This window comes from Uliginosibacterium paludis (genome assembly GCF_039631355.1).
Taxonomy (GTDB): Bacteria; Pseudomonadota; Gammaproteobacteria; order Burkholderiales; family Rhodocyclaceae; genus Uliginosibacterium; species Uliginosibacterium paludis.
Genome location: NZ_JBDIVF010000001.1, coordinates 818,591 through 835,041, shown reverse-complemented (window position 1 = coordinate 835,041; position 16,451 = coordinate 818,591). Strand labels below are relative to the sequence as shown.

Here is a 16,451-nt window from a genome sequence, read left to right as displayed (position 1 = left end):
ACGTCGGCGAGACGCCATCAACTTCGCACGAGGTAGCATGCGCTTAGACGGATGCATTCTGGACGAAGTGGTAGAACAACTGAATGCCGCCTTCATCGAGGGCGAGCTCAGCAACGAAGAGCATTCCCGCGCTTGTCAGATGCACATCCTCAATAGAGCCTCTCACTCCAGCTTGAGGCGACCCGACGATCCCGAAGCTTTAGAGGGGAATGAGATAGATTAACCGAGTGCGTGAATGCGCCGGTCAAACTACGCAAATGGCGAGCGGCTGACAGGAAAAGCATCAGGAATGACGGGTTGAGTTCTCGAAGCAACCTCAGTTACGAAGTTTGACCGGCAAGCTTTTGCAAGGTGCTTGCCAGGGTACCCAGACAGTACGGGATAGGACGCGGACAACGCTTTGTTGTGGCGGTTCAGGAAAGCTACACGCCCTCTTCTTGGCGCGAGCTTCCGAATACGCTCCCTGCTATCGTTTTACATGGGGATATGCCCACTCAAGTAACGTCCAGTACAGCGGCGCGACGATGATGAACGTGAGAAACGCGACCATATGGCCTCCTAAGGGCTAAAGGCGCTGGACTTGAAGTACCAGCAGGATTTCCGACCGAGATGCTTCGGTGCCGGATGTATGCAGAAACTTCGGCAGGAACGTCAGTCCGTCCCTGCTGTTGCTGTCCTTGTTTTCGGCCAAGCCGCCCAGAATGATCAGATCACCATCCTTCACGCTGATTGAGGTCTTGAGCGAACGTTTAGTCAGGGTCGGTGAGTTGTTGACGCCAGTTGTGGTTGCGATGAAGTTGGAGAGCTGCTGGTCAATGTTCAGGTCGATCACGCCTTCACGAACAGTCGGCTGGATGTTGAAGATGACGCCGCTGGATCGGTACTCGACGCTCTGAACCGCCTGGCCGCTACTCGGATAGCTGACGGCGCCGAGCACGGGCACGTCCTGCCCAACGGAGAAAACACCTTGGGCGCCAGAACGGATGCGCAGTGACGGGCTGGATAGCACCTTGAAGCGGCTGTCCTGGTTCAGCAGAGAGTAGATGCCTTCAAGGTTCGTGCCCTTGAACTGGATAAAGCTGTTGGCCTTGGAGAGTGCGCTAATACCTATTGAAAAGCGACCGTCCAGCAAACTGGCAAGCAGGCCAAATGCTGAGCCTTCCTTTTCAGACGTGCTGACCTCATAGACCACGCCGCGTGCCATGACCTCGCCAAACGCGACATCGACCTGAGAGAGTGCCTGTTGCAAGCGGCCAATCTCGTCTGGTGTGCCTGTGAATACCAAAAGGTCTGACGCACGATCCACCAACGCAGCGGCGCTGTTGGGCGGCGGTGTTTGTCCCTGGGGAATTTTTGCAGAGTCGGAGGCTTTCACCGTGCGGTTTGCCGTAAAACCGCCGCCGAACAGTGGTGTAAGAATTTCCGTCAGAAAGCCGACTTCACGGAACTTGGGGCGATAGACGAATACCTCAGGGGCAGGGGCATCGCGACGTGTCTTGCGAGCGACGAAATCCACGCCGGCACGGTTTTCAAGTGCGTAGCCAAGGCTGTCCAGAAAGCTGGTCAAGAAAGGGCGCAAATCCCCCTTGTCGCTTTGCCAGCGGAAAGAAATGATCCGCTGATCTGCGGCCACCTCGGGATCGAACATATAGGGCGTGTGCAACGCATCGCCAAAGATCAGTTGAAGTGCGTCAGCCACCTTGACGCCTGTCAGATCGAACCCAGTTGGGGCATTTGCGGCATGAGCGGCCCATGAAAGAAATGCGGCCGTCAGAAAGGTGGCAATAAGCTTTATCATGGCATCGCTCCCGCGATAGATGGGACCGCAGGCGGAGGGGCAACTGTGCCGCTGTAGTAAGTCACCGTTTCGCCATCAATTTTTCCAGCCATCGCTTGCCCAGCGTTCGCGAAGTTGGAAGGGCTTTCAAAGCGCAGGCGCCCTGTTGGACTGGCGAGCACCACGTACTGTTGATTGCCGGAGACGAACCGCCCAGCAATGCGCCAGGCTGTGCTGAAACTGATAGGCGGCGGAAGCCTCGTACCTTGTGCATGCAGCGGGCCACCAGGAGCCTGTGCTGATGCCGGCATGGCTGTAGTCCCGGAGTGGGGGGCGTGGTTCTTGAGGTGTGTTTCCGGCTGGAAGAAACGGTAGATCTTGTAGAACGAGAAAAAGACCGCAATGGTCACGCAAATGATTACCGGCAGAAGCCACCAGCGTTTGAAGATGTTGGTTCGATCATCAATCGCTTTTTCGTTTCCGTTTCCGCCCGCGTAGCTCTTGTACATTGGGAAAAATACTTTGTCATACTCTTTCTGGTAACGGCTAATCGCATTCGTCCGCGTCTGCTTGTAGCCTTCAAAGACCTCGACGCGGTAGCGCTTACCAATGCCCAGGGCTTTGTGCTTGGTGGTCCTGAAGCTGAACTCCACGACATTCTTGACGCTCCGATGCAGGCCCGAAATATCCTGAATCATCAGTGCCACATCACAGCTCACGCCCGTCTCGGGGTGCGTGTAATGGCGGTGCATGCGGAAGAACTGCATGTGCTCATGGGTGAGCTTTCCTCCGTCAGCAGGCCAGAAGCGCCACGCTTCATCAATGGCGACCAAGTCACCAGGTAGAACAACTGACACGACCTCAGGGTGTTCTTCGTCGGGAAAGAATGCCGGCTGAAGGATACGTTCGTTGGTGACATGAACGACCGTCCCGAGCTTGCCTGCTTGTGCCTTGTTCTTGGCTAGCAGGTATTCGTGGATTTTCTCTTCGTTGATGCCGTCAATATTGGTGATGACCCGGCGACCTGCGGCAATGGCCGATACGATCACTGAACTGGTGACTTCGTAGGACTTACCGCTGCCTTGAAGGCCGGTATACGCATTGATCGCCATGGGTCACTTTCGCATTTGCGAAAATCAGCCGATCACGGGGATGCGGCGGATGATGAATCGAGTGGCGTAGGCCGACAGAACCATGGGCACGCCGACGTTGAACTGCATGATGTTCATCAGCCACCACATCGAACCGGGCAAACCGCCAAACGCGCTGCGAAGCGATGATCCATCAGGCAGGATGGTCGTCAGGATCTGGATGAACTCTGTTGTGATGAAGAACAGGCCGAAATAGAGAACGAACTTGACCAGGACAGATCGGGCGACCCATGCCAGCGCCGACCAGAGAGCGGAGAGAAGGATTCCGTACATGGTTGTTCCTCAAGCGCGAAGCAGGACAAGCAGCGCCAGCACCGACCAAGCAACGAACATGAATGCCTGGATAATTTGCTGGTTCTGTCCAATGACGGTGCAGTGCGCGTCTATTTGAAAGCTGTGACTCCAAACACTAAAGCTGGCAACCGGGCATGTCCCGGCGCCTGTTGGCATCATGAAATTGCGCAGGCTTGGCAACAGGTTCAACACAGGCGCCAAGATCTGTTGAGCAGTGGGCGTAGGCTCAAGCTCAGGCTGAGGAATGGCTGGATCATCCCCAAGATTGACCTGTGGTTGCTCGGCAGCAGGATTCACAGCATTTGGATTCGGATTCGTCGTTTGCTGGAGCTGTGACGCAGGGGCGGTAGGGTTGAACGGAAGGGAGTACGAAGTAGGATCGGTCGTCGGTTGAGGCTGAACGAAATCACGCACTGTTGGCCAGTAGCTTGGGTTTTGGTCCATCCATGTCTGCGCTTCTGATGCAGTGATGGGGTTTGCCTGCTGGTATGGCAGGCCCCGGTATCCCGGCTGCGTAGCTGCTTGCTGCCAAAGTTGGTTGGCAAGATCAGCGACAATTTGCGGATTCAGGGGCTTTGCAAGCTCACTTTCAGGTAGCGCCGCTACCGCTTGTTGCAAGGTTCGCCCCGGAACGTTCTGGACGGTGCTTTCGAGAGGATAGCTATAGCTGGTGCAGACATTTGCCACCGCAAGCATGCCCCTGCCGCACGAAACCTCAGCCCTTAGGCCATAACTTACTGAGGTATTCCCACAGTAGTAGGTAATCGAGTTTGCGGAAAAGCAATTGGGCTTACTCGGCTGAGCAATCCCTTGAGCTCGCTTGGCCGCGTAATACAGTTCTTGTGCCAACGCATTCGGATCGCTTCCATATACTTGCCGACCGGCCGGGTCCCACCCGCTCCAAACAATATCGCCGACACCGAATCCGTCGGCGCTATACGACAGGTTGGCCGCCTGGTATTGGTCAACCTTCATTGTGTCCTTGTGGAAGAGCCAGTTCACGAGCCCATCGATGGCAAGCGTGACACCGTATCCAACGGCGGCAGCTGCTGCCGTCGCGAGCATGGCGGTGGCCCAAGCAGGCGCTGTGGCGCCAAGCATGACAACGACACCAGCCCCGGCCGCAGAGCCTACCGCCGATCCGGCAACGCCAGACATACCGGACAGTGTGTCGTAAAAGCGAGGGTCATTCGCAGCAAAACCACGTGACCTCATTGATTGCTGAGTAACGCCGCTGACTGCACGATTGACACCTCTGGAAACCGGCAATGCTTGAGCGCTCGCTGATGCCGCATGAAGGGTCAATATCAATGCCGCCAGCAGTGCGAACGCACGGGCGATCATAGTGACAGTCCTTTGATGACAGCCCATGCACACAGCTGTCCCCAAGCAAAAACGAAGATGTACCAAATCTGAGTGCTGGTCATGGTGAGAGCCTTCGATGGAAATTTTCGCGGGCGCGAAAAAGTGAAAAGGGGAGTGCTAGCCCTCCCCATGTCATGGCGACAAAGGGGGCTGATCAGGCACCCTTGAACATGCGCCAGACGATCTTCACGCCCTTGATGGCGAGAAGCAGACCCATGGCCGAAACGCCGATAGCCATGATGGCGGTGATGGTGGTCGACAGATCGATCTGGCTGGTCAGGGTCGAAAAGTCGGGGCCGGTATTGGTGGCCGTTTGCGCAAACGAAACCATCGGAGTAACCAGAGCCACCATTGCGGCGACGAAAATTGCGAAGAGTTTTTTCATGTTGCTTCCTTTCAAAGAAATGTCCGGGTGCGCCGGACGCGCTTGTTTCGATTACGCGCCTCGGAAGAAGCGCAGAATCGTTCCAACCTTGAGTGCCACGAGATACAGACCCACCGTGACGCAAAATGCTGCCGCCCATACTTGTTCGGCATATGTGTAATCGAAGGACTCCGGGGTACAGCTCGGGCTGATGGCTGTCATAGATGAGACTGGGTTATTCACGACCGCCGTAATGACGCCTTGCCACGTACTTGTCCCTGAGGCGAAAGTGATGATGGTGTTGGCTTGAACCGGGTCTGATGTGCATGACTGTGCGGACCAGCCACTTCCCCAGCCGAGCGCAGCGGAAACCGCCGGTTTGACGTTGGAACACGTCAGGTCAGTTACCGCGACGGTCGTATTGTTGAAAGTGACTGTAGCCATGGAGAGAAAACCTTATGCAGCCTTGGCAACCTTCACATCGACAAGATCAACTTGGCAGATGTACTCAATGCCAACGACAACGAGCTTCTCAACGTCGCTGGAAACCTCGCGACCATCCATGACCTTCTTTTCAACCGCCGTCACCCGGCGATAGGTGATGAAACAGCGAGCCGGAAAGAGCTTGTCTTTCATGCTGCGGCCCACATCGGCGTCCGCAATCTTTTGATCCAGAGCGGTGAAGCCCGTCCAGTTCTTGCTGGCAGGCGTCGATACGATGCAGATCTTGGTCGATTCGATCCCCTCCATCCTGGTGCCCTTCTCGCCCTCAAACCCGGTCGAGACCCCCAGCACGAATTCCTCACTCTTCAGTTCTGCAACGTGACGAGACAAAAGCGACATTTCTTTCTCCTTTACGAAAATGACCAATCAATGTTTTGAGCGATGTGCTCGACTGCTTCTGCACCGCCAGATCGAGCGGCTTCCAAAAATTTGCCCATGCCGCCAGCCTTGACGATGCTCTCGAACTCGACACGGCCAACTCGGGTGATGATTGAGGACTCGCCCTGCGCATTCGCATCCTCGATGTCGTCAAACGTGACGGGCAGATCGAAGCGCCGGAGAAGAGGGGCCGCAGCCTTCATCGAAATGCAGGACTTGCCTTTGGTCGCGCGCAGGTATTCGAGCCAGAGCGTGAAGGCTTGCGATTCGCGCCCGCGCTGAATGGCGTCTTCCAGAATTGCCCAGGGAGTCAGCGATTGCGATCCACCGGTTTTCAGCCTGCCGGCAGTCATTTCGGCAGACAGGCTCCAGTCCCGCTCTCGGTCAAATTTGGCGAGATACTCACTGGCGTCCCATGCCGGCCGTACATCAACGCCAACACGCCGATCTTTGAAAAACTCGCGGCAGTCCAAACCATGCTTGAGCAGCGCGCTTTGCCAAACAGGGAATAGCGAAGCTGAAAGCAGCTCGGTCTCGTCAGATGACAATGGGCGCGGAAAGAACCACGCCTGGTGCTGGTGAGGGTGCCAGCCATTACGCGGGCTCCACTTAATTTCAGTGGCAACACATGCACCGCTTCGAGACTCGGCCAAGGCACGGAACTGACGTGATTGACTGAGCGTGCGTTGGGCTGATTTGAACTTTTCCAGCATCAGGGCCAAAGAGTCGTCCAGCCGATGCGCACACGTGAACGTGACCATTACTGCGCCTCCGCCTTCCGCATGTATGGCCTCGAATAGCGCGCCGATTTGCTCCGCCCGTCGTCGCATAACCTTTGCGCAGCAAAAAACGCAGCCCCAAACGTTCCCGCAGCGAAGAACCCCTCCGATGCCGACCCCACCCTTAGCATTCCGATAGACGGGCACGTCGTGCTCAAGCGCGGTTCTGCCACATACGCTGACCCTGAACTCACTCCTCTTGCCCGTGATTTCACCGGTGTCGCGATCAACAACATCCCGCCAGAATGGATAGAGCAAGTCCTGACTGCCCTGAAGCAGAATGTATCGATAGACCCGAAGCGCAGCTTCTGACGGCGCTGGGATGGCAACACCATCGCGGATGTGACGGACCCCGACAGGCAGGGTTTCAACAAAGCGAAGGTCGGCAAGTCGGGACACATCACGAACCTGCCTTTGCCGGCGTTGACAACAAAATCCGTATAGATTTACCTAGAGGCGCCGACTCGGCTGCGCCCTCGTCCTCGCGCTGGCGCGCTGCGGGCGTTGCGCTGCCGGTCGGCTGTGTCGCTGCGTTTTCTTTGGCGACGCCTGCCATGGCTCGCGCATAGAAGTTCATCCCCGGGGCAAGCGCCTCGGGGAACATATCGAGCTGAACGAGCGGCCGCCGCGCTTTCATTTCTGCGCCCCGCTCGCAGTTCCCCGCGAAAGAACCCAGGAATCGACCTCGGCTACAACGAAGCCAAGCTTTCGCTTGCCAAGCCGGACAGGGCGCGGAAAGTCATTGCTTTCATCGCGCAGCCAGCGCCACAAGGTTGGGCGGCTGATCCCGATGCGGGCCAGAACCGATGCGTAACTTTCGATGGTTGTTGCCATAAACCCCCTCCGCTGGAACCAAACTGCCTGCCACGCTTGAAGACCTCAGCTACAATCGGATGGTCTCAATCGCGCCGCAATACGTTCAATTGAACGTAAATAAGCGTATGTGAAAGGATTTGGCATGTCAAGCGAAGTCGCCGGCAAATCGGCAATTGGGGATCGGCTCCGATTGCTTATCTCCAGCCAGACGCCAGAAAAGCGCAGGTTTCCACTGCTCCGGGAACTAACCGGGGTAACAGAAAGCACCTGGCGAACTTGGTGGAGCCGAGGTGGGGTACCTAGCGGGGCGCTAGTGGAAGGCGCTGCAAAGACCTGGCCTGAATATGCTTTTTGGATTTCCACGGGCGTGGAAGATCAGCAATTCGGCCACTTTGCGCCAAAAGGATGTGGGTTTCCGACCGCTACTCGTGCCTCGGAGGAGGTCGTCAAAACGTACTTCGAGACGCTACTGAAGGCGAATCAGGAGCTGGAAACGTACGTGGATATGTTTTGGGAGGATGGGTTTGATCTGCCCGTTGAGGCGCGTGACCTCACAAAACGCAACATCGGTAGCTTCGTAGATGAAGCATCGGAAAAGGAGAGAGCTCAGCGGCTGCTTGCAAATTTGCTTTTGTGCCGCAAGCTGAGGCATGTCGAAATTATGCTCGATGTACTTCTGCCTATCCTGAGCCTGAAAAGCAGGGGTGTCGTGCTAGACGATCTGACTGAGAAACTGCGGGCCATCAATCTTGACGCGAAGAAGCTTGAACTACCCATTTCCTTACTTGCAGTAAGGGAAAAGCTAGAGAGTGCGCGACAAGACTATCTAGGATCTGTGGATTTGATGAAATCTATTGAGCAGTAGCAGCAGGCTCTACGCTTTCAGAGATTTTCTGCCAGCCATCTAACAGGTCTGCCCACCTTTGCATCATCTCGCGTCGCTCATCGAGGTACGTCGCATGGTTGTACGTTCGACGCACCGAATTGGGCTCGGTGTGCGCCAGTTGCGCTTCAATCACGTCACCTCGGTGGCCGAGTTCGTTAAGTCTCGTCGATCCTGTAGTTCGCGTGCCGTGAGGGCTATATTTTGTTGCCCAGCCAAGTTTCTTCAGTGCTTGGCGAATCGTGGCATCAGCCATTGGCTTGTTCCGATCATCACGGCACGGAAAGACAAACGGCGTAGAACCCGTGATTGGGTGCAAAGCCTTTAGTAGATCGACAGCTTGGCGAGGCAAGGGAACCACATGCTCTCGCCGATTTTTCATGCGGTGAGCTTGAATTTTCCATAGGCCGGACTCCAAGTCGATCTCGGACCATTCTGCCCGGACTGCTTCATTGGGGCGCGTTAGCGTGAGCCACATGAGTCGGAAGGCATATATCGTCTGGAAATGACCGCCGTGCCCGGAGAAGTCTTTCAGGAGTTGCCCGATTTCTGCGGTACTCAAGGCACGTTTATGCTGGGTCTTGTTTTTCGGTAGTGCCTCGCGCCATTGATGAACCGGGTTCGCGTCAACCCTGAAAGTCTCACAAGCAAGCTCAAAGATGCCGAACATGGTGCGCTTTGCTTCGGCGGCGACTGTGACTCCATTTTCCTTTGAGCTCTTCAGAAGAATGCTGAGGATGATCGGAGGGGTGATCTGCTTGATTGGCAATTTGCCAATGGTTGGGAAAACCACTCGCTCAAGCATGTTTAGCCGTCGAGCTTTGGTGACGGTTTCCCAGCTCTTGAGTGCCAGCCATTCCGTCGCGAGAGCTTCAAAAGTGTCAGCCGCTTCCTTGATGAGGCGGGCCTTTTCCTGCTTGCGGTGCACGACGGGGTGAATGCCCTGCTTGACCTGCTTTCGCACTTCATCACAGCGTTCGCGCGCGTCGGCCAACCCCATGTCTGGATAGTTGCCCAGAGCGAACATGGATTCTTTGTTGTTCAGCTTGTATCGGTAGCGCCAGGCTTTGATGCCGGAGGGCTTGATTTCCAAGTACAGGCCATTGAAGTCCTTCAGCCGATATAGCTTTTCGCGGGGTTTGGCGTTGCGGCAATGGGCGTCTGTCAGCATGGCATGCCTCTGAAGGAGTGGACGCTTCGATTGTACCCGCTATATCAACATCAAAACTCTGCCTCGTACCCGCTTTTGTACCCGCCTGTCTATTGAAAGCAAGTGAAATTTCATGATGTTTCACGAGCAGTCAATAGACGTAAAAAAGCCCGCCAGAGCTAGTCTTTGCGGGCTTCTGTATGGCTTCAGTATGTTTCAAGCCATTTCTGATTGTTGCATCTGCTGGATTAGACGTTGAACAGGAAGTTCAGAACGTCTCCGTCGCGGACGACATATTCCTTGCCCTCGGCGCGCATCTTGCCGGCTTCCTTCGCGCCTTGCTCGCCCTTGTACTGGATGAAGTCGTCGAACGAGATGGTCTGGGCACGGATGAAGCCGCGCTCAAAATCGGTATGGATCACGCCAGCGGCTTGCGGGGCGGTATCGCCCTTGTGGATGGTCCAGGCGCGCACTTCCTTCACACCGGCGGTGAAGTAGGTCTGCAGTCCGAGCAGGTCGTAGCCCGCACGGATCAGGCGGTTCAGACCCGGCTCGTCGAGCCCCAGGTCAGCCAGGAAGGCCAGCTTGTCTTCGTCATCGAGATCGGCCAGTTCCTGTTCGATCTTGGCGCAGACGGCCACGACCGGCGCGCCTTCCTTGGCGGCGTGCTCGCGGAGGCGATCGAGGTGGGGATTGTTTTCGAAGCCGTCTTCCAGCACGTTGCCCACGTACATGGCGGGCTTGAGCGTCATCAGGCACAGGGGCTTGAGTTGCGCCTTTTCGTCATCGGAGAGCTTGAAGGTGCGTGCGGGTTGGCCTTCGTTGAGGTGCGGCATCAGGCCTTCGAGCAGCGCGACGAATTTCTGCGCTTCCTTGTCTCCGGCGCGGGCTTTTTTCTGCTCGCGCTGGATGGCCTTCTCGACGGCCGTCATGTCGGCCAGTGCCAGTTCGGTCAGGATGGTCTCGATGTCGGCGAGCGGATCAACACGGCCTGCCACGTGGATCACGTTTTCATCGTCGAAGCAGCGCACCACGTTCACGATGGCATCGGTCTCGCGGATGTTGGCCAGGAACTGGTTGCCCAGGCCCTCGCCCTTGGAGGCGCCGGCCACCAGACCCGCAATGTCGACGAACTCGACGATTGCCGGCTGGATCTTCTGCGGCTTCACGATTTCAGAAAGCTGGGCCAGGCGCGGATCTGGCACTTCGACAATGCCCACGTTCGGTTCGATGGTGCAGAACGGATAGTTTTCCGCAGCAATGCCCGATTTTGTCAGGGCGTTGAAGAGCGTGGACTTGCCGACATTGGGCAGGCCGACGATGCCGCACTTGAGACTCATGCTTGTTCCTTGGGCGCCGCAGGGCGCGCGTTGATGTGTTGGGTGGCCGCGTTCCAGTCGCCTGCTGCGATCTTTGGCCAGGTAGCCAGCGCGCGGTCGATCGCGCGGTCGATCTCGTCCTGCTCTTCGCGGCGCGGGCGGTTCAGCACGTAGTTTGCCACGGCATTCCTGTCGCCCGGATGACCGATGCCGATCCGCAGGCGCCAGTAGTCCTGGCTCGAGAGGCGCGACGTGATGTCCTTCAGGCCATTGTGTCCGCCGAGTCCGCCGCCGAATTTCAACCGGAGCTGACCCGGCGGGATGTCGAGTTCGTCATGCACGACGAGAATTTCGCCGGGCGGGATGCGATGAAAGTGCGCCAGGGCAAGAACGGACTGCCCGGAGCGGTTCATGAAGGTCTGCGGCAGCAGAAGCCAGGTGTTGCCTGCCTTGCCGACGAAGCCGTGAAAACGGCTCTCATGATTGAGGCGGGCGCCCAGATCCTGCGCCAGGCGCTCACAAAACCAAAACCCGGCGTTATGCCGGGTCTCGGTGTATTCGGCCCCGGGATTCCCGAGGCCGACGATCAGGCGCGGAGCCGGTTGGCTCATCAGGCCTTGGCTTCGCCTTCAGCGCTGCCTGCGTCAGCGGCTTCAGCGGCACCACGCGGCATGAAGATCGACGCGGCAACCTTGTCGGCGTCCGTCGCATGAGCCAGTTCGACACCGGCCGGCAGCTTCAGGTCGCGCAGGTGGATCGCCGAGCCGGCTTCCAGAGCGGACACGTCCACTTCGATGAACTCGGGCAGGGCGGCCGGCAGACCCTTGACGTCAACTTCGGTGACGTTGTGGGAGAACAGGCCGTGTTGCAGCTTCACGCCCGGGCACACGTCGGCGCCGACGAAGTGCAGCGGCACCTTGATGTGGGTGGCGTGGGTGGCGTCGACGCGTTGCAGATCGACGTGCAGCACGATCTGGCGGAACGGATGCCATTGCACGTCACGCAGGACGGCGGTTTCGATGGAGCCTTCGACATCGATGCTCAGCACGGAGCTGTGGAAAGCTTCCTTGCGCAGAGCGTGGTAGAGGTCGTTGTGATCCAGATTGATCTGGACGGCTTCCTTGCCGGCGCCATAGATGATGCCGGGAGTGACGCCTTCACGACGCTGGCGGCGGCTCGCACCCGTACCCTTGGCGTCGCGCTTGGTGGCTTTGACGTTGAATTGCATGTTGTACTTCTCCAGTTGAGCGATGCCGATCCGCGACCAGAGCGGCATCCGGTAAAAAGGCCACGCCAGTCGGCGCAGCCTTGAAAGCGATCAGTCGTCCATGAACAGCGAGGACACGGACTCTTCGTTGCTGATGCGCAGCATGGTGTCCGCCAGCAGCGAGCCGATCGAGACCTGCTTGATCTTGGGACAGGCGCGGGCTTCGTCGCGCAGCGCAATGGTGTCGGTCACGACGAGTTCGTCGAGCTCCGACTCGGTGATGCGGGCAATGGCGGAGCCGGACAGCACGGCGTGGGTGATGTAGGACACCACGCGCTTGGCGCCATGCGCCTTCAGTGCCTGGGCGGCCTTGCAGAGCGTGCCGGCGGTGTCGACGATGTCATCGACGATCACGCAGGTACGGTCTTTCACGTCGCCGATGATGTTCATTACTTCGGAAACGTTGGCCTTGGGACGGCGCTTGTCGATGATGGCCAGTTCGGTTTCGAGCTGCTTGGCGACCGCACGTGCGCGCACCACGCCGCCAACGTCCGGCGAGACGACCATCAGGTCGCTCGACTGCTCGGTCTTGCGCAGATGCGAGAGCAGCAGCGGGGTAGCGTAGATGTTGTCGACCGGAATGTCGAAGAAGCCCTGGATCTGGTCAGCGTGCAGATCGACGGTCAGCACGCGCTGCACGCCCACGGCCTGCAGCATGTTGGCCACGACCTTGGCGGTGATCGGCACGCGGGCAGAGCGCGGACGACGATCCTGACGGGCGTAACCGAAATAGGGAATGGCTGCGGTGATCCGGCCGGCAGAAGCGCGCTTGAGCGCGTCGACCATGATCATCAGCTCCATGAGGTTGTCGTTGGTGGGAACCGACGTCGGCTGAAGAACGAATACGTCCTTGCCGCGAACGTTTTCCAGCAGTTCGACGTTGACTTCACCGTCGGAAAAACGACCGACTGTGGCAGATCCGATGGAAATTCCCAGGCGTTTGACAACATCAGCTGCCAGTTTGGGGTTGGCGTTTCCGGTGAAGACCATCAGGCTGCGGTAAGCCATGACTACCTCTTGCTATTTTTGCGCTGGCAGAAACAACTCGGGCAGGCCGACAGCCTCGGCTGTGACCTGCCCGACTTTATGTAGGGCTGGGGAAGAAGGACTCGAACCTTCGAATACCGGAATCAAAATCCGGTGCCTTAACCAACTTGGCGACTCCCCAACAAACCTTCAACTGCCCGGCGGAGCCAACGCGTGAACCGCCGTTCAGATAAAACTCAATCTTCAACCCAGGCATGCATCGGATGCCTGTCGAGCGAAGGGGCATGCCACACCCGCCACTCGCTTCTTACCGCTTCCGCAACTCCCGCCGCCTGTTGCTCTGATGTGCAAGGAAGGAACACGCACGCCCCTGATCCGCTCATCCGCGCTGCCCCGAATTTGCCCAGCGCGTCAAGCGCTGACTGGACTTCCGGATACAGCCTGCAGGCTACTTTCTGCAAATCGTTGCGTCCCTGTTGTTCGAGAAGCGCATTTGTTTGCTCAGCTGCGAAGCCCGGCATTATGAGCATCGGAGTGTCTCTTGTCAAATCTTTTGCACGAAATATTTCTGGGGTCGGTACGGAAACCGGGGGCTCGATGATCACGTACCACGCCGGCGGCAGTGCCAGGGGGCGGAGTGCTTCGCCCACGCCTTCTGCCCAGGCGGTCTCGCCGAATATGAAGAAGGGAACGTCTGCGCCGAGCGCGAGTGACCAAGTCTGGAGCTCGCTGCGGGTGCAGCCCAGTTGCCAGAGACGGTTGAGCGCAAGCAGTGTGGTGGCCGCGTCAGAGCTGCCGCCGCCCAGCCCGCCCCCCATCGGAAGGTGTTTGTCGAGGCGGATGTCGGCGCCGAGGCGGCAGCCGGTTTTTTGCTGCAGCAGTCGGGCAGCCCGCACGACGAGATCGGTTTCTTCCGGCACACCCGGAATGTCCCGGGTGCGACGGATTTCTCCATCCTGACGGAGGCTGAAACCCAGGGTGTCACCCCGGTCGATCATCCGGAATGCGGTCTGCAGCAGGTGATAACCATCCGGACGGCGTCCGGTGACGTGCAGGAACAGGTTGATCTTGGCCGGAGCAGGGCAGTGCAGGAAATCGTCTAGAGCAGCCATTCTTCCACAATGATCTTGAGCCGCAGGCCGGGGTATTCGACCTCGAGATTGCGCGGCAGGGCGTTGGGCAGTTCGGATTCATACGCGGTGATGCGGACCTCCCAGCCCTCATCGCGTGCACTCTGGATGCGTCCGAACGGGTCACGCAGGATGTTTTCCGCTCGGCCGCCCACGCGACCGGTAATCCAGAGGATCAGCGAGTCGATGGGCACGGGGGTGTCGGTCAGCCGGGTAATGAGCCGGTCTGCCGTGCGCGCTTCATAGCGCTCACCATCTGCGGTGAGCCAGATGGCTCCGGTACGCGTCCGCTGCAGTTCGGCGAGCAGCGAGCCCAGCGGCGAGGCAAACCCGATCGCGTCACTCTCGCCGGCGTGCTCCCACGCCAGCCTGACGGTGTTGGATTTCGTGCCCTGCAGGATGGCGACCCGGCCGTTGAGGGCGAACTTCTGCAGGCTTTCCCGGTCCGGGCGTGGCGGGATTTCCTTCGGTGCGGGCGGGGTGCTGGCGCAGGCGGCGAGCAGTCCCGCCAGGGCGAGAACAAGGAGTCTTTTCATCGGATTCTCAGAGGCCGAGGCGTTTGCCGGTGCGATTCAGGACTGCGTCATCCGCGTGCCGGCTCAGCGCTTCGCGATATTGCTGGCGCGCTTCGTCCTTCTTGCCGGCAGTCCAGAGCACTTCAATCAGGTGGCTCGCGACCTCGGGATCGGGAAACAGCGCAAAGGCCTTGCGCAACAACTCCTCCGCTCCGGGCAGCTTGCCCTGACGGAAATACAGCCAGCCGAGGCTGTCGAGGATGGCGGGGTCTTCCGGTTCGAGCTGGATGGCACGCTCGAGCATTTTTTCCGCTTCACCGAGGCGCACATTGCGCTCGACATAGGAATAGGCGAGTGCGTTCAGGGCGTGCGCGTGGTCGGCGTCGAGCGCCAGCAGCCTGCGCAGACGTTTTTCGAGTTCGGCGGGCTTGCCGGTCTGCTCGGCGAGGAGGGCGCTGTCGTAGAGCGCGTCGATGTTGTCGGGGTGTTCGGCAAGGACTTCGTCGAGCACGGCGAGCGCCTCTGCGCGGCGGTCAGCCTGGCGCAGCAGCAGCGCTTCCTGCATCAGCAGGCGGGCGCGGTCGTCCGGCGAACGCTGTGCCGCATTGCGCAGGGCGGCACGGGCTTCGGGCCACTGTCCTGTTGCAGCGAGCAATCGGGCGCGTCGCCCCTGGGCGGCTACGAACTGCGTGCCGACCGCGATGCGGTCGTAGCCGGCCAGTGCCAGCGCGGTCTTGCCCTGGGCTTCCTGCACCTGGGCCAGTACCAGCTGCAGACGATCGGCTTCCCCCCAGTTGTCGTCGATCAGCCTCTGGAGCTGCGCCTCGGCATCTGCATAGGCTTCGGCTTCCACAAAAACGCCGACCATGGCAAAACTCAGGGCCGGGTTTTCGGGCTGGGTGGCCAGCAACTTGCGCGCTTCGTCGGTTGCTTCCTGCGTCTGCCGGGTCTGCACCAGCCAGCGGGCGAGGGCCACCCGGGCGTCGATGGCTTGCGGGTTGCGCTGGCAGAACGCTTTCAGCAGATCGGCCGTTTCGGCCTGGCGCGCGTCTGGCGTGGTTTCCAGCAAGACCAGCATGGCCGGCTCCCAGTCAGGCTTGAGGGACTGGGCCAGGCGTGCGGCCGCATAAGCCTCGGCGGCGTGGTTGGCGTCGCGTTCGACCGAGGCGATCGCGTACTGGGCTTCGGCTGTCTGGACATAGGGTTCGGCGAGGCGGCGAACGATGGCGACGGTGGCGTTCTTGTCCTGATTGCGGGAGAAGATGTCCGGCAGCTGGCTCAGCACCTTTTCCCGTGCGGCAGGCGTCTGCGCCAGCGTCTTGCGGATCGCGGCCTCCGCTTCCTCTGGTTTCTGCTGGGCGTGCAGCATCACACGGGCCAACTCGATCTCGTTGGCGCGCCTTATGATCCGCGTGTCGTTCGTCTGGCGGGCCAGGTCGCTGTAGCCAAAGGCCGCATCATCGAGCATGCCGCGGGCGAGCGCGATTTCGCTGAGGAACATCTGCGCGAGCAGTTGCGCACTGTTGAGCGGCGGCCTGGACGTGCGCGAGGTTTCCTCGATGCGCGGCTTGCGGGCATCCGCCGCCGCCGCGGGCAAGGTCAGCAGGGCGCCAGCCAGGCCGAGGGCCAGCAGGCAGGGGTTCGGGCGAAAGGGGAGTGGCATTGGGGGTCCCTGCAGTGCGCGAGAGCGCGTCATGGGCTTGGTCTTGCGTTGATCTTATCAGCAGTCCGGACTTGTTTTGGGGCTCGATTGTCGTAATGGGGAAAGGCGG

The 16,451-nt window shown here is 58.9% G+C and carries 18 protein-coding genes and 1 tRNA gene; 1 reads left to right on the top strand and 18 read right to left on the bottom strand.

What is annotated here, in order from left to right:
• Nucleotides 1–565: 565 nt before the first annotated feature.
• From ABDB87_RS04040 to ABDB87_RS04000, 9 genes are all read right to left on the bottom strand, one after another.
• On the bottom strand, nucleotides 566–1,798 hold the full coding sequence (locus tag ABDB87_RS04040; RefSeq protein ID WP_345924283.1) for a type II secretion system protein GspD: 1,233 nt from the start codon (nucleotides 1,796–1,798) through the stop codon (nucleotides 566–568).
• Nucleotides 1,795–2,889, bottom strand: a complete 1,095-nt coding sequence (locus ABDB87_RS04035) for a zonular occludens toxin domain-containing protein (RefSeq protein WP_345924281.1) — start codon at nucleotides 2,887–2,889, stop codon at nucleotides 1,795–1,797. Before ABDB87_RS04035 ends, ABDB87_RS04040 begins: the two co-directional genes overlap by 4 nt.
• 24 nt (nucleotides 2,890–2,913) lie before the next feature.
• Nucleotides 2,914–3,201: a DUF2523 family protein gene (locus tag ABDB87_RS04030; RefSeq protein ID WP_303563100.1), complete on the bottom strand. Its 288-nt coding sequence runs from the start codon at nucleotides 3,199–3,201 to the stop codon at nucleotides 2,914–2,916.
• A gap of 9 nt (nucleotides 3,202–3,210) precedes the next feature.
• Nucleotides 3,211–4,566, bottom strand: a complete 1,356-nt coding sequence (locus ABDB87_RS04025; RefSeq protein ID WP_345924278.1) for a hypothetical protein — start codon at nucleotides 4,564–4,566, stop codon at nucleotides 3,211–3,213.
• Between the two features lie 175 nt (nucleotides 4,567–4,741).
• On the bottom strand, nucleotides 4,742–4,972 hold the full coding sequence (locus tag ABDB87_RS04020; RefSeq protein WP_303563104.1) for a major capsid protein: 231 nt from the start codon (nucleotides 4,970–4,972) through the stop codon (nucleotides 4,742–4,744).
• Between the two features lie 51 nt (nucleotides 4,973–5,023).
• Nucleotides 5,024–5,395 carry a hypothetical protein gene (locus tag ABDB87_RS04015; RefSeq protein ID WP_345924274.1) on the bottom strand — a complete coding sequence of 124 codons (372 nt, stop codon included), beginning with the start codon at nucleotides 5,393–5,395 and terminating at the stop codon, nucleotides 5,024–5,026.
• Nucleotides 5,396–5,407: 12 nt separating this feature from the next.
• A complete protein-coding gene (locus ABDB87_RS04010) occupies nucleotides 5,408–5,794 on the bottom strand; it encodes a hypothetical protein (protein ID WP_303563108.1) in 387 nt (128 codons plus the stop codon).
• A gap of 11 nt (nucleotides 5,795–5,805) precedes the next feature.
• Nucleotides 5,806–7,011 (bottom strand): rep family protein, encoded by a 1,206-nt coding sequence (locus ABDB87_RS04005; protein WP_345924270.1) that lies wholly within the window; start codon nucleotides 7,009–7,011, stop codon nucleotides 5,806–5,808.
• Nucleotides 7,012–7,245: 234 nt separating this feature from the next.
• Nucleotides 7,246–7,446 (bottom strand): helix-turn-helix transcriptional regulator, encoded by a 201-nt coding sequence (locus ABDB87_RS04000; protein WP_345924269.1) that lies wholly within the window; start codon nucleotides 7,444–7,446, stop codon nucleotides 7,246–7,248.
• Between the two features lie 124 nt (nucleotides 7,447–7,570).
• Here ABDB87_RS04000 and ABDB87_RS03995 point away from each other — a divergent pair, with 124 nt between their 5' ends.
• Nucleotides 7,571–8,293: a hypothetical protein gene (locus ABDB87_RS03995; protein ID WP_345924268.1), complete on the top strand. Its 723-nt coding sequence runs from the start codon at nucleotides 7,571–7,573 to the stop codon at nucleotides 8,291–8,293.
• On the opposite strand, the gene ABDB87_RS03990 is transcribed toward ABDB87_RS03995, so the two are convergent.
• From ABDB87_RS03990 to ABDB87_RS03950, 9 genes are all read right to left on the bottom strand, one after another.
• Complete coding sequence (locus tag ABDB87_RS03990; RefSeq protein ID WP_345924266.1) at nucleotides 8,280–9,482, bottom strand: tyrosine-type recombinase/integrase; 1,203 nt, start codon at nucleotides 9,480–9,482, stop codon at nucleotides 8,280–8,282. The two genes, ABDB87_RS03995 and ABDB87_RS03990, sit on opposite strands and share 14 nt — an antisense overlap.
• Before the next feature lie 227 nt (nucleotides 9,483–9,709).
• Nucleotides 9,710–10,801, bottom strand: coding sequence for a redox-regulated ATPase YchF (gene ychF, locus ABDB87_RS03985; RefSeq protein WP_345924265.1), 1,092 nt, complete (start codon nucleotides 10,799–10,801; stop codon nucleotides 9,710–9,712).
• Entirely contained in the window at nucleotides 10,798–11,391 is a 594-nt protein-coding gene (gene pth / locus ABDB87_RS03980; RefSeq protein ID WP_345924264.1) for an aminoacyl-tRNA hydrolase, read from the bottom strand. Before pth ends, ychF begins: the two co-directional genes overlap by 4 nt.
• Nucleotides 11,391–12,008, bottom strand: coding sequence for a 50S ribosomal protein L25/general stress protein Ctc (locus ABDB87_RS03975; RefSeq protein ID WP_345924263.1), 618 nt, complete (start codon nucleotides 12,006–12,008; stop codon nucleotides 11,391–11,393). Before ABDB87_RS03975 ends, pth begins: the two co-directional genes overlap by 1 nt.
• Before the next feature lie 90 nt (nucleotides 12,009–12,098).
• A complete protein-coding gene (locus ABDB87_RS03970; RefSeq protein WP_345924262.1) occupies nucleotides 12,099–13,055 on the bottom strand; it encodes a ribose-phosphate pyrophosphokinase in 957 nt (318 codons plus the stop codon).
• Between the two features lie 86 nt (nucleotides 13,056–13,141).
• Nucleotides 13,142–13,215, bottom strand: a tRNA-Gln gene (locus ABDB87_RS03965).
• 55 nt (nucleotides 13,216–13,270) lie between these two features.
• Nucleotides 13,271–14,146, bottom strand: coding sequence for a 4-(cytidine 5'-diphospho)-2-C-methyl-D-erythritol kinase (gene ispE / locus ABDB87_RS03960; protein WP_345924261.1), 876 nt, complete (start codon nucleotides 14,144–14,146; stop codon nucleotides 13,271–13,273).
• Nucleotides 14,134–14,700 (bottom strand): lipoprotein insertase outer membrane protein LolB, encoded by a 567-nt coding sequence (lolB, locus tag ABDB87_RS03955; RefSeq protein ID WP_345924260.1) that lies wholly within the window; start codon nucleotides 14,698–14,700, stop codon nucleotides 14,134–14,136. The genes ispE and lolB overlap by 13 nt, the downstream gene beginning before the upstream one ends.
• A 7-nt stretch (nucleotides 14,701–14,707) precedes the next feature.
• Nucleotides 14,708–16,342 (bottom strand): tetratricopeptide repeat protein, encoded by a 1,635-nt coding sequence (locus ABDB87_RS03950; protein ID WP_345924259.1) that lies wholly within the window; start codon nucleotides 16,340–16,342, stop codon nucleotides 14,708–14,710.
• Nucleotides 16,343–16,451 lie beyond the last annotated feature (109 nt).

What these genes read in the sequence shown, in the direction of transcription:
- ABDB87_RS04040 (WP_345924283.1), bottom strand. Translation starts at nt 1,798, where the DNA reads ATGATAAAGCTTATTGCCACCTTTCTGACGGCCGCATTTCTTTCATGG.
- ABDB87_RS04035 (WP_345924281.1), bottom strand. Translation starts at nt 2,889, where the DNA reads ATGGCGATCAATGCGTATACCGGCCTTCAAGGCAGCGGTAAGTCCTAC.
- ABDB87_RS04030 (WP_303563100.1), bottom strand. Translation starts at nt 3,201, where the DNA reads ATGTACGGAATCCTTCTCTCCGCTCTCTGGTCGGCGCTGGCATGGGTC.
- ABDB87_RS04025 (WP_345924278.1), bottom strand. Translation starts at nt 4,566, where the DNA reads ATGATCGCCCGTGCGTTCGCACTGCTGGCGGCATTGATATTGACCCTT.
- ABDB87_RS04020 (WP_303563104.1), bottom strand. Translation starts at nt 4,972, where the DNA reads ATGAAAAAACTCTTCGCAATTTTCGTCGCCGCAATGGTGGCTCTGGTT.
- ABDB87_RS04015 (WP_345924274.1), bottom strand. Translation starts at nt 5,395, where the DNA reads ATGGCTACAGTCACTTTCAACAATACGACCGTCGCGGTAACTGACCTG.
- ABDB87_RS04010 (WP_303563108.1), bottom strand. Translation starts at nt 5,794, where the DNA reads ATGTCGCTTTTGTCTCGTCACGTTGCAGAACTGAAGAGTGAGGAATTC.
- ABDB87_RS04000 (WP_345924269.1), bottom strand. Translation starts at nt 7,446, where the DNA reads ATGGCAACAACCATCGAAAGTTACGCATCGGTTCTGGCCCGCATCGGG.
- ABDB87_RS03995 (WP_345924268.1), top strand. Translation starts at nt 7,571, where the DNA reads ATGTCAAGCGAAGTCGCCGGCAAATCGGCAATTGGGGATCGGCTCCGA.
- ABDB87_RS03990 (WP_345924266.1), bottom strand. Translation starts at nt 9,482, where the DNA reads ATGCTGACAGACGCCCATTGCCGCAACGCCAAACCCCGCGAAAAGCTA.
- ychF (WP_345924265.1), bottom strand. Translation starts at nt 10,801, where the DNA reads ATGAGTCTCAAGTGCGGCATCGTCGGCCTGCCCAATGTCGGCAAGTCC.
- pth (WP_345924264.1), bottom strand. Translation starts at nt 11,391, where the DNA reads ATGAGCCAACCGGCTCCGCGCCTGATCGTCGGCCTCGGGAATCCCGGG.
- ABDB87_RS03975 (WP_345924263.1), bottom strand. Translation starts at nt 12,008, where the DNA reads ATGCAATTCAACGTCAAAGCCACCAAGCGCGACGCCAAGGGTACGGGT.
- ABDB87_RS03970 (WP_345924262.1), bottom strand. Translation starts at nt 13,055, where the DNA reads ATGGCTTACCGCAGCCTGATGGTCTTCACCGGAAACGCCAACCCCAAA.
- ispE (WP_345924261.1), bottom strand. Translation starts at nt 14,146, where the DNA reads ATGGCTGCTCTAGACGATTTCCTGCACTGCCCTGCTCCGGCCAAGATC.
- lolB (WP_345924260.1), bottom strand. Translation starts at nt 14,700, where the DNA reads ATGAAAAGACTCCTTGTTCTCGCCCTGGCGGGACTGCTCGCCGCCTGC.
- ABDB87_RS03950 (WP_345924259.1), bottom strand. Translation starts at nt 16,342, where the DNA reads ATGCCACTCCCCTTTCGCCCGAACCCCTGCCTGCTGGCCCTCGGCCTG.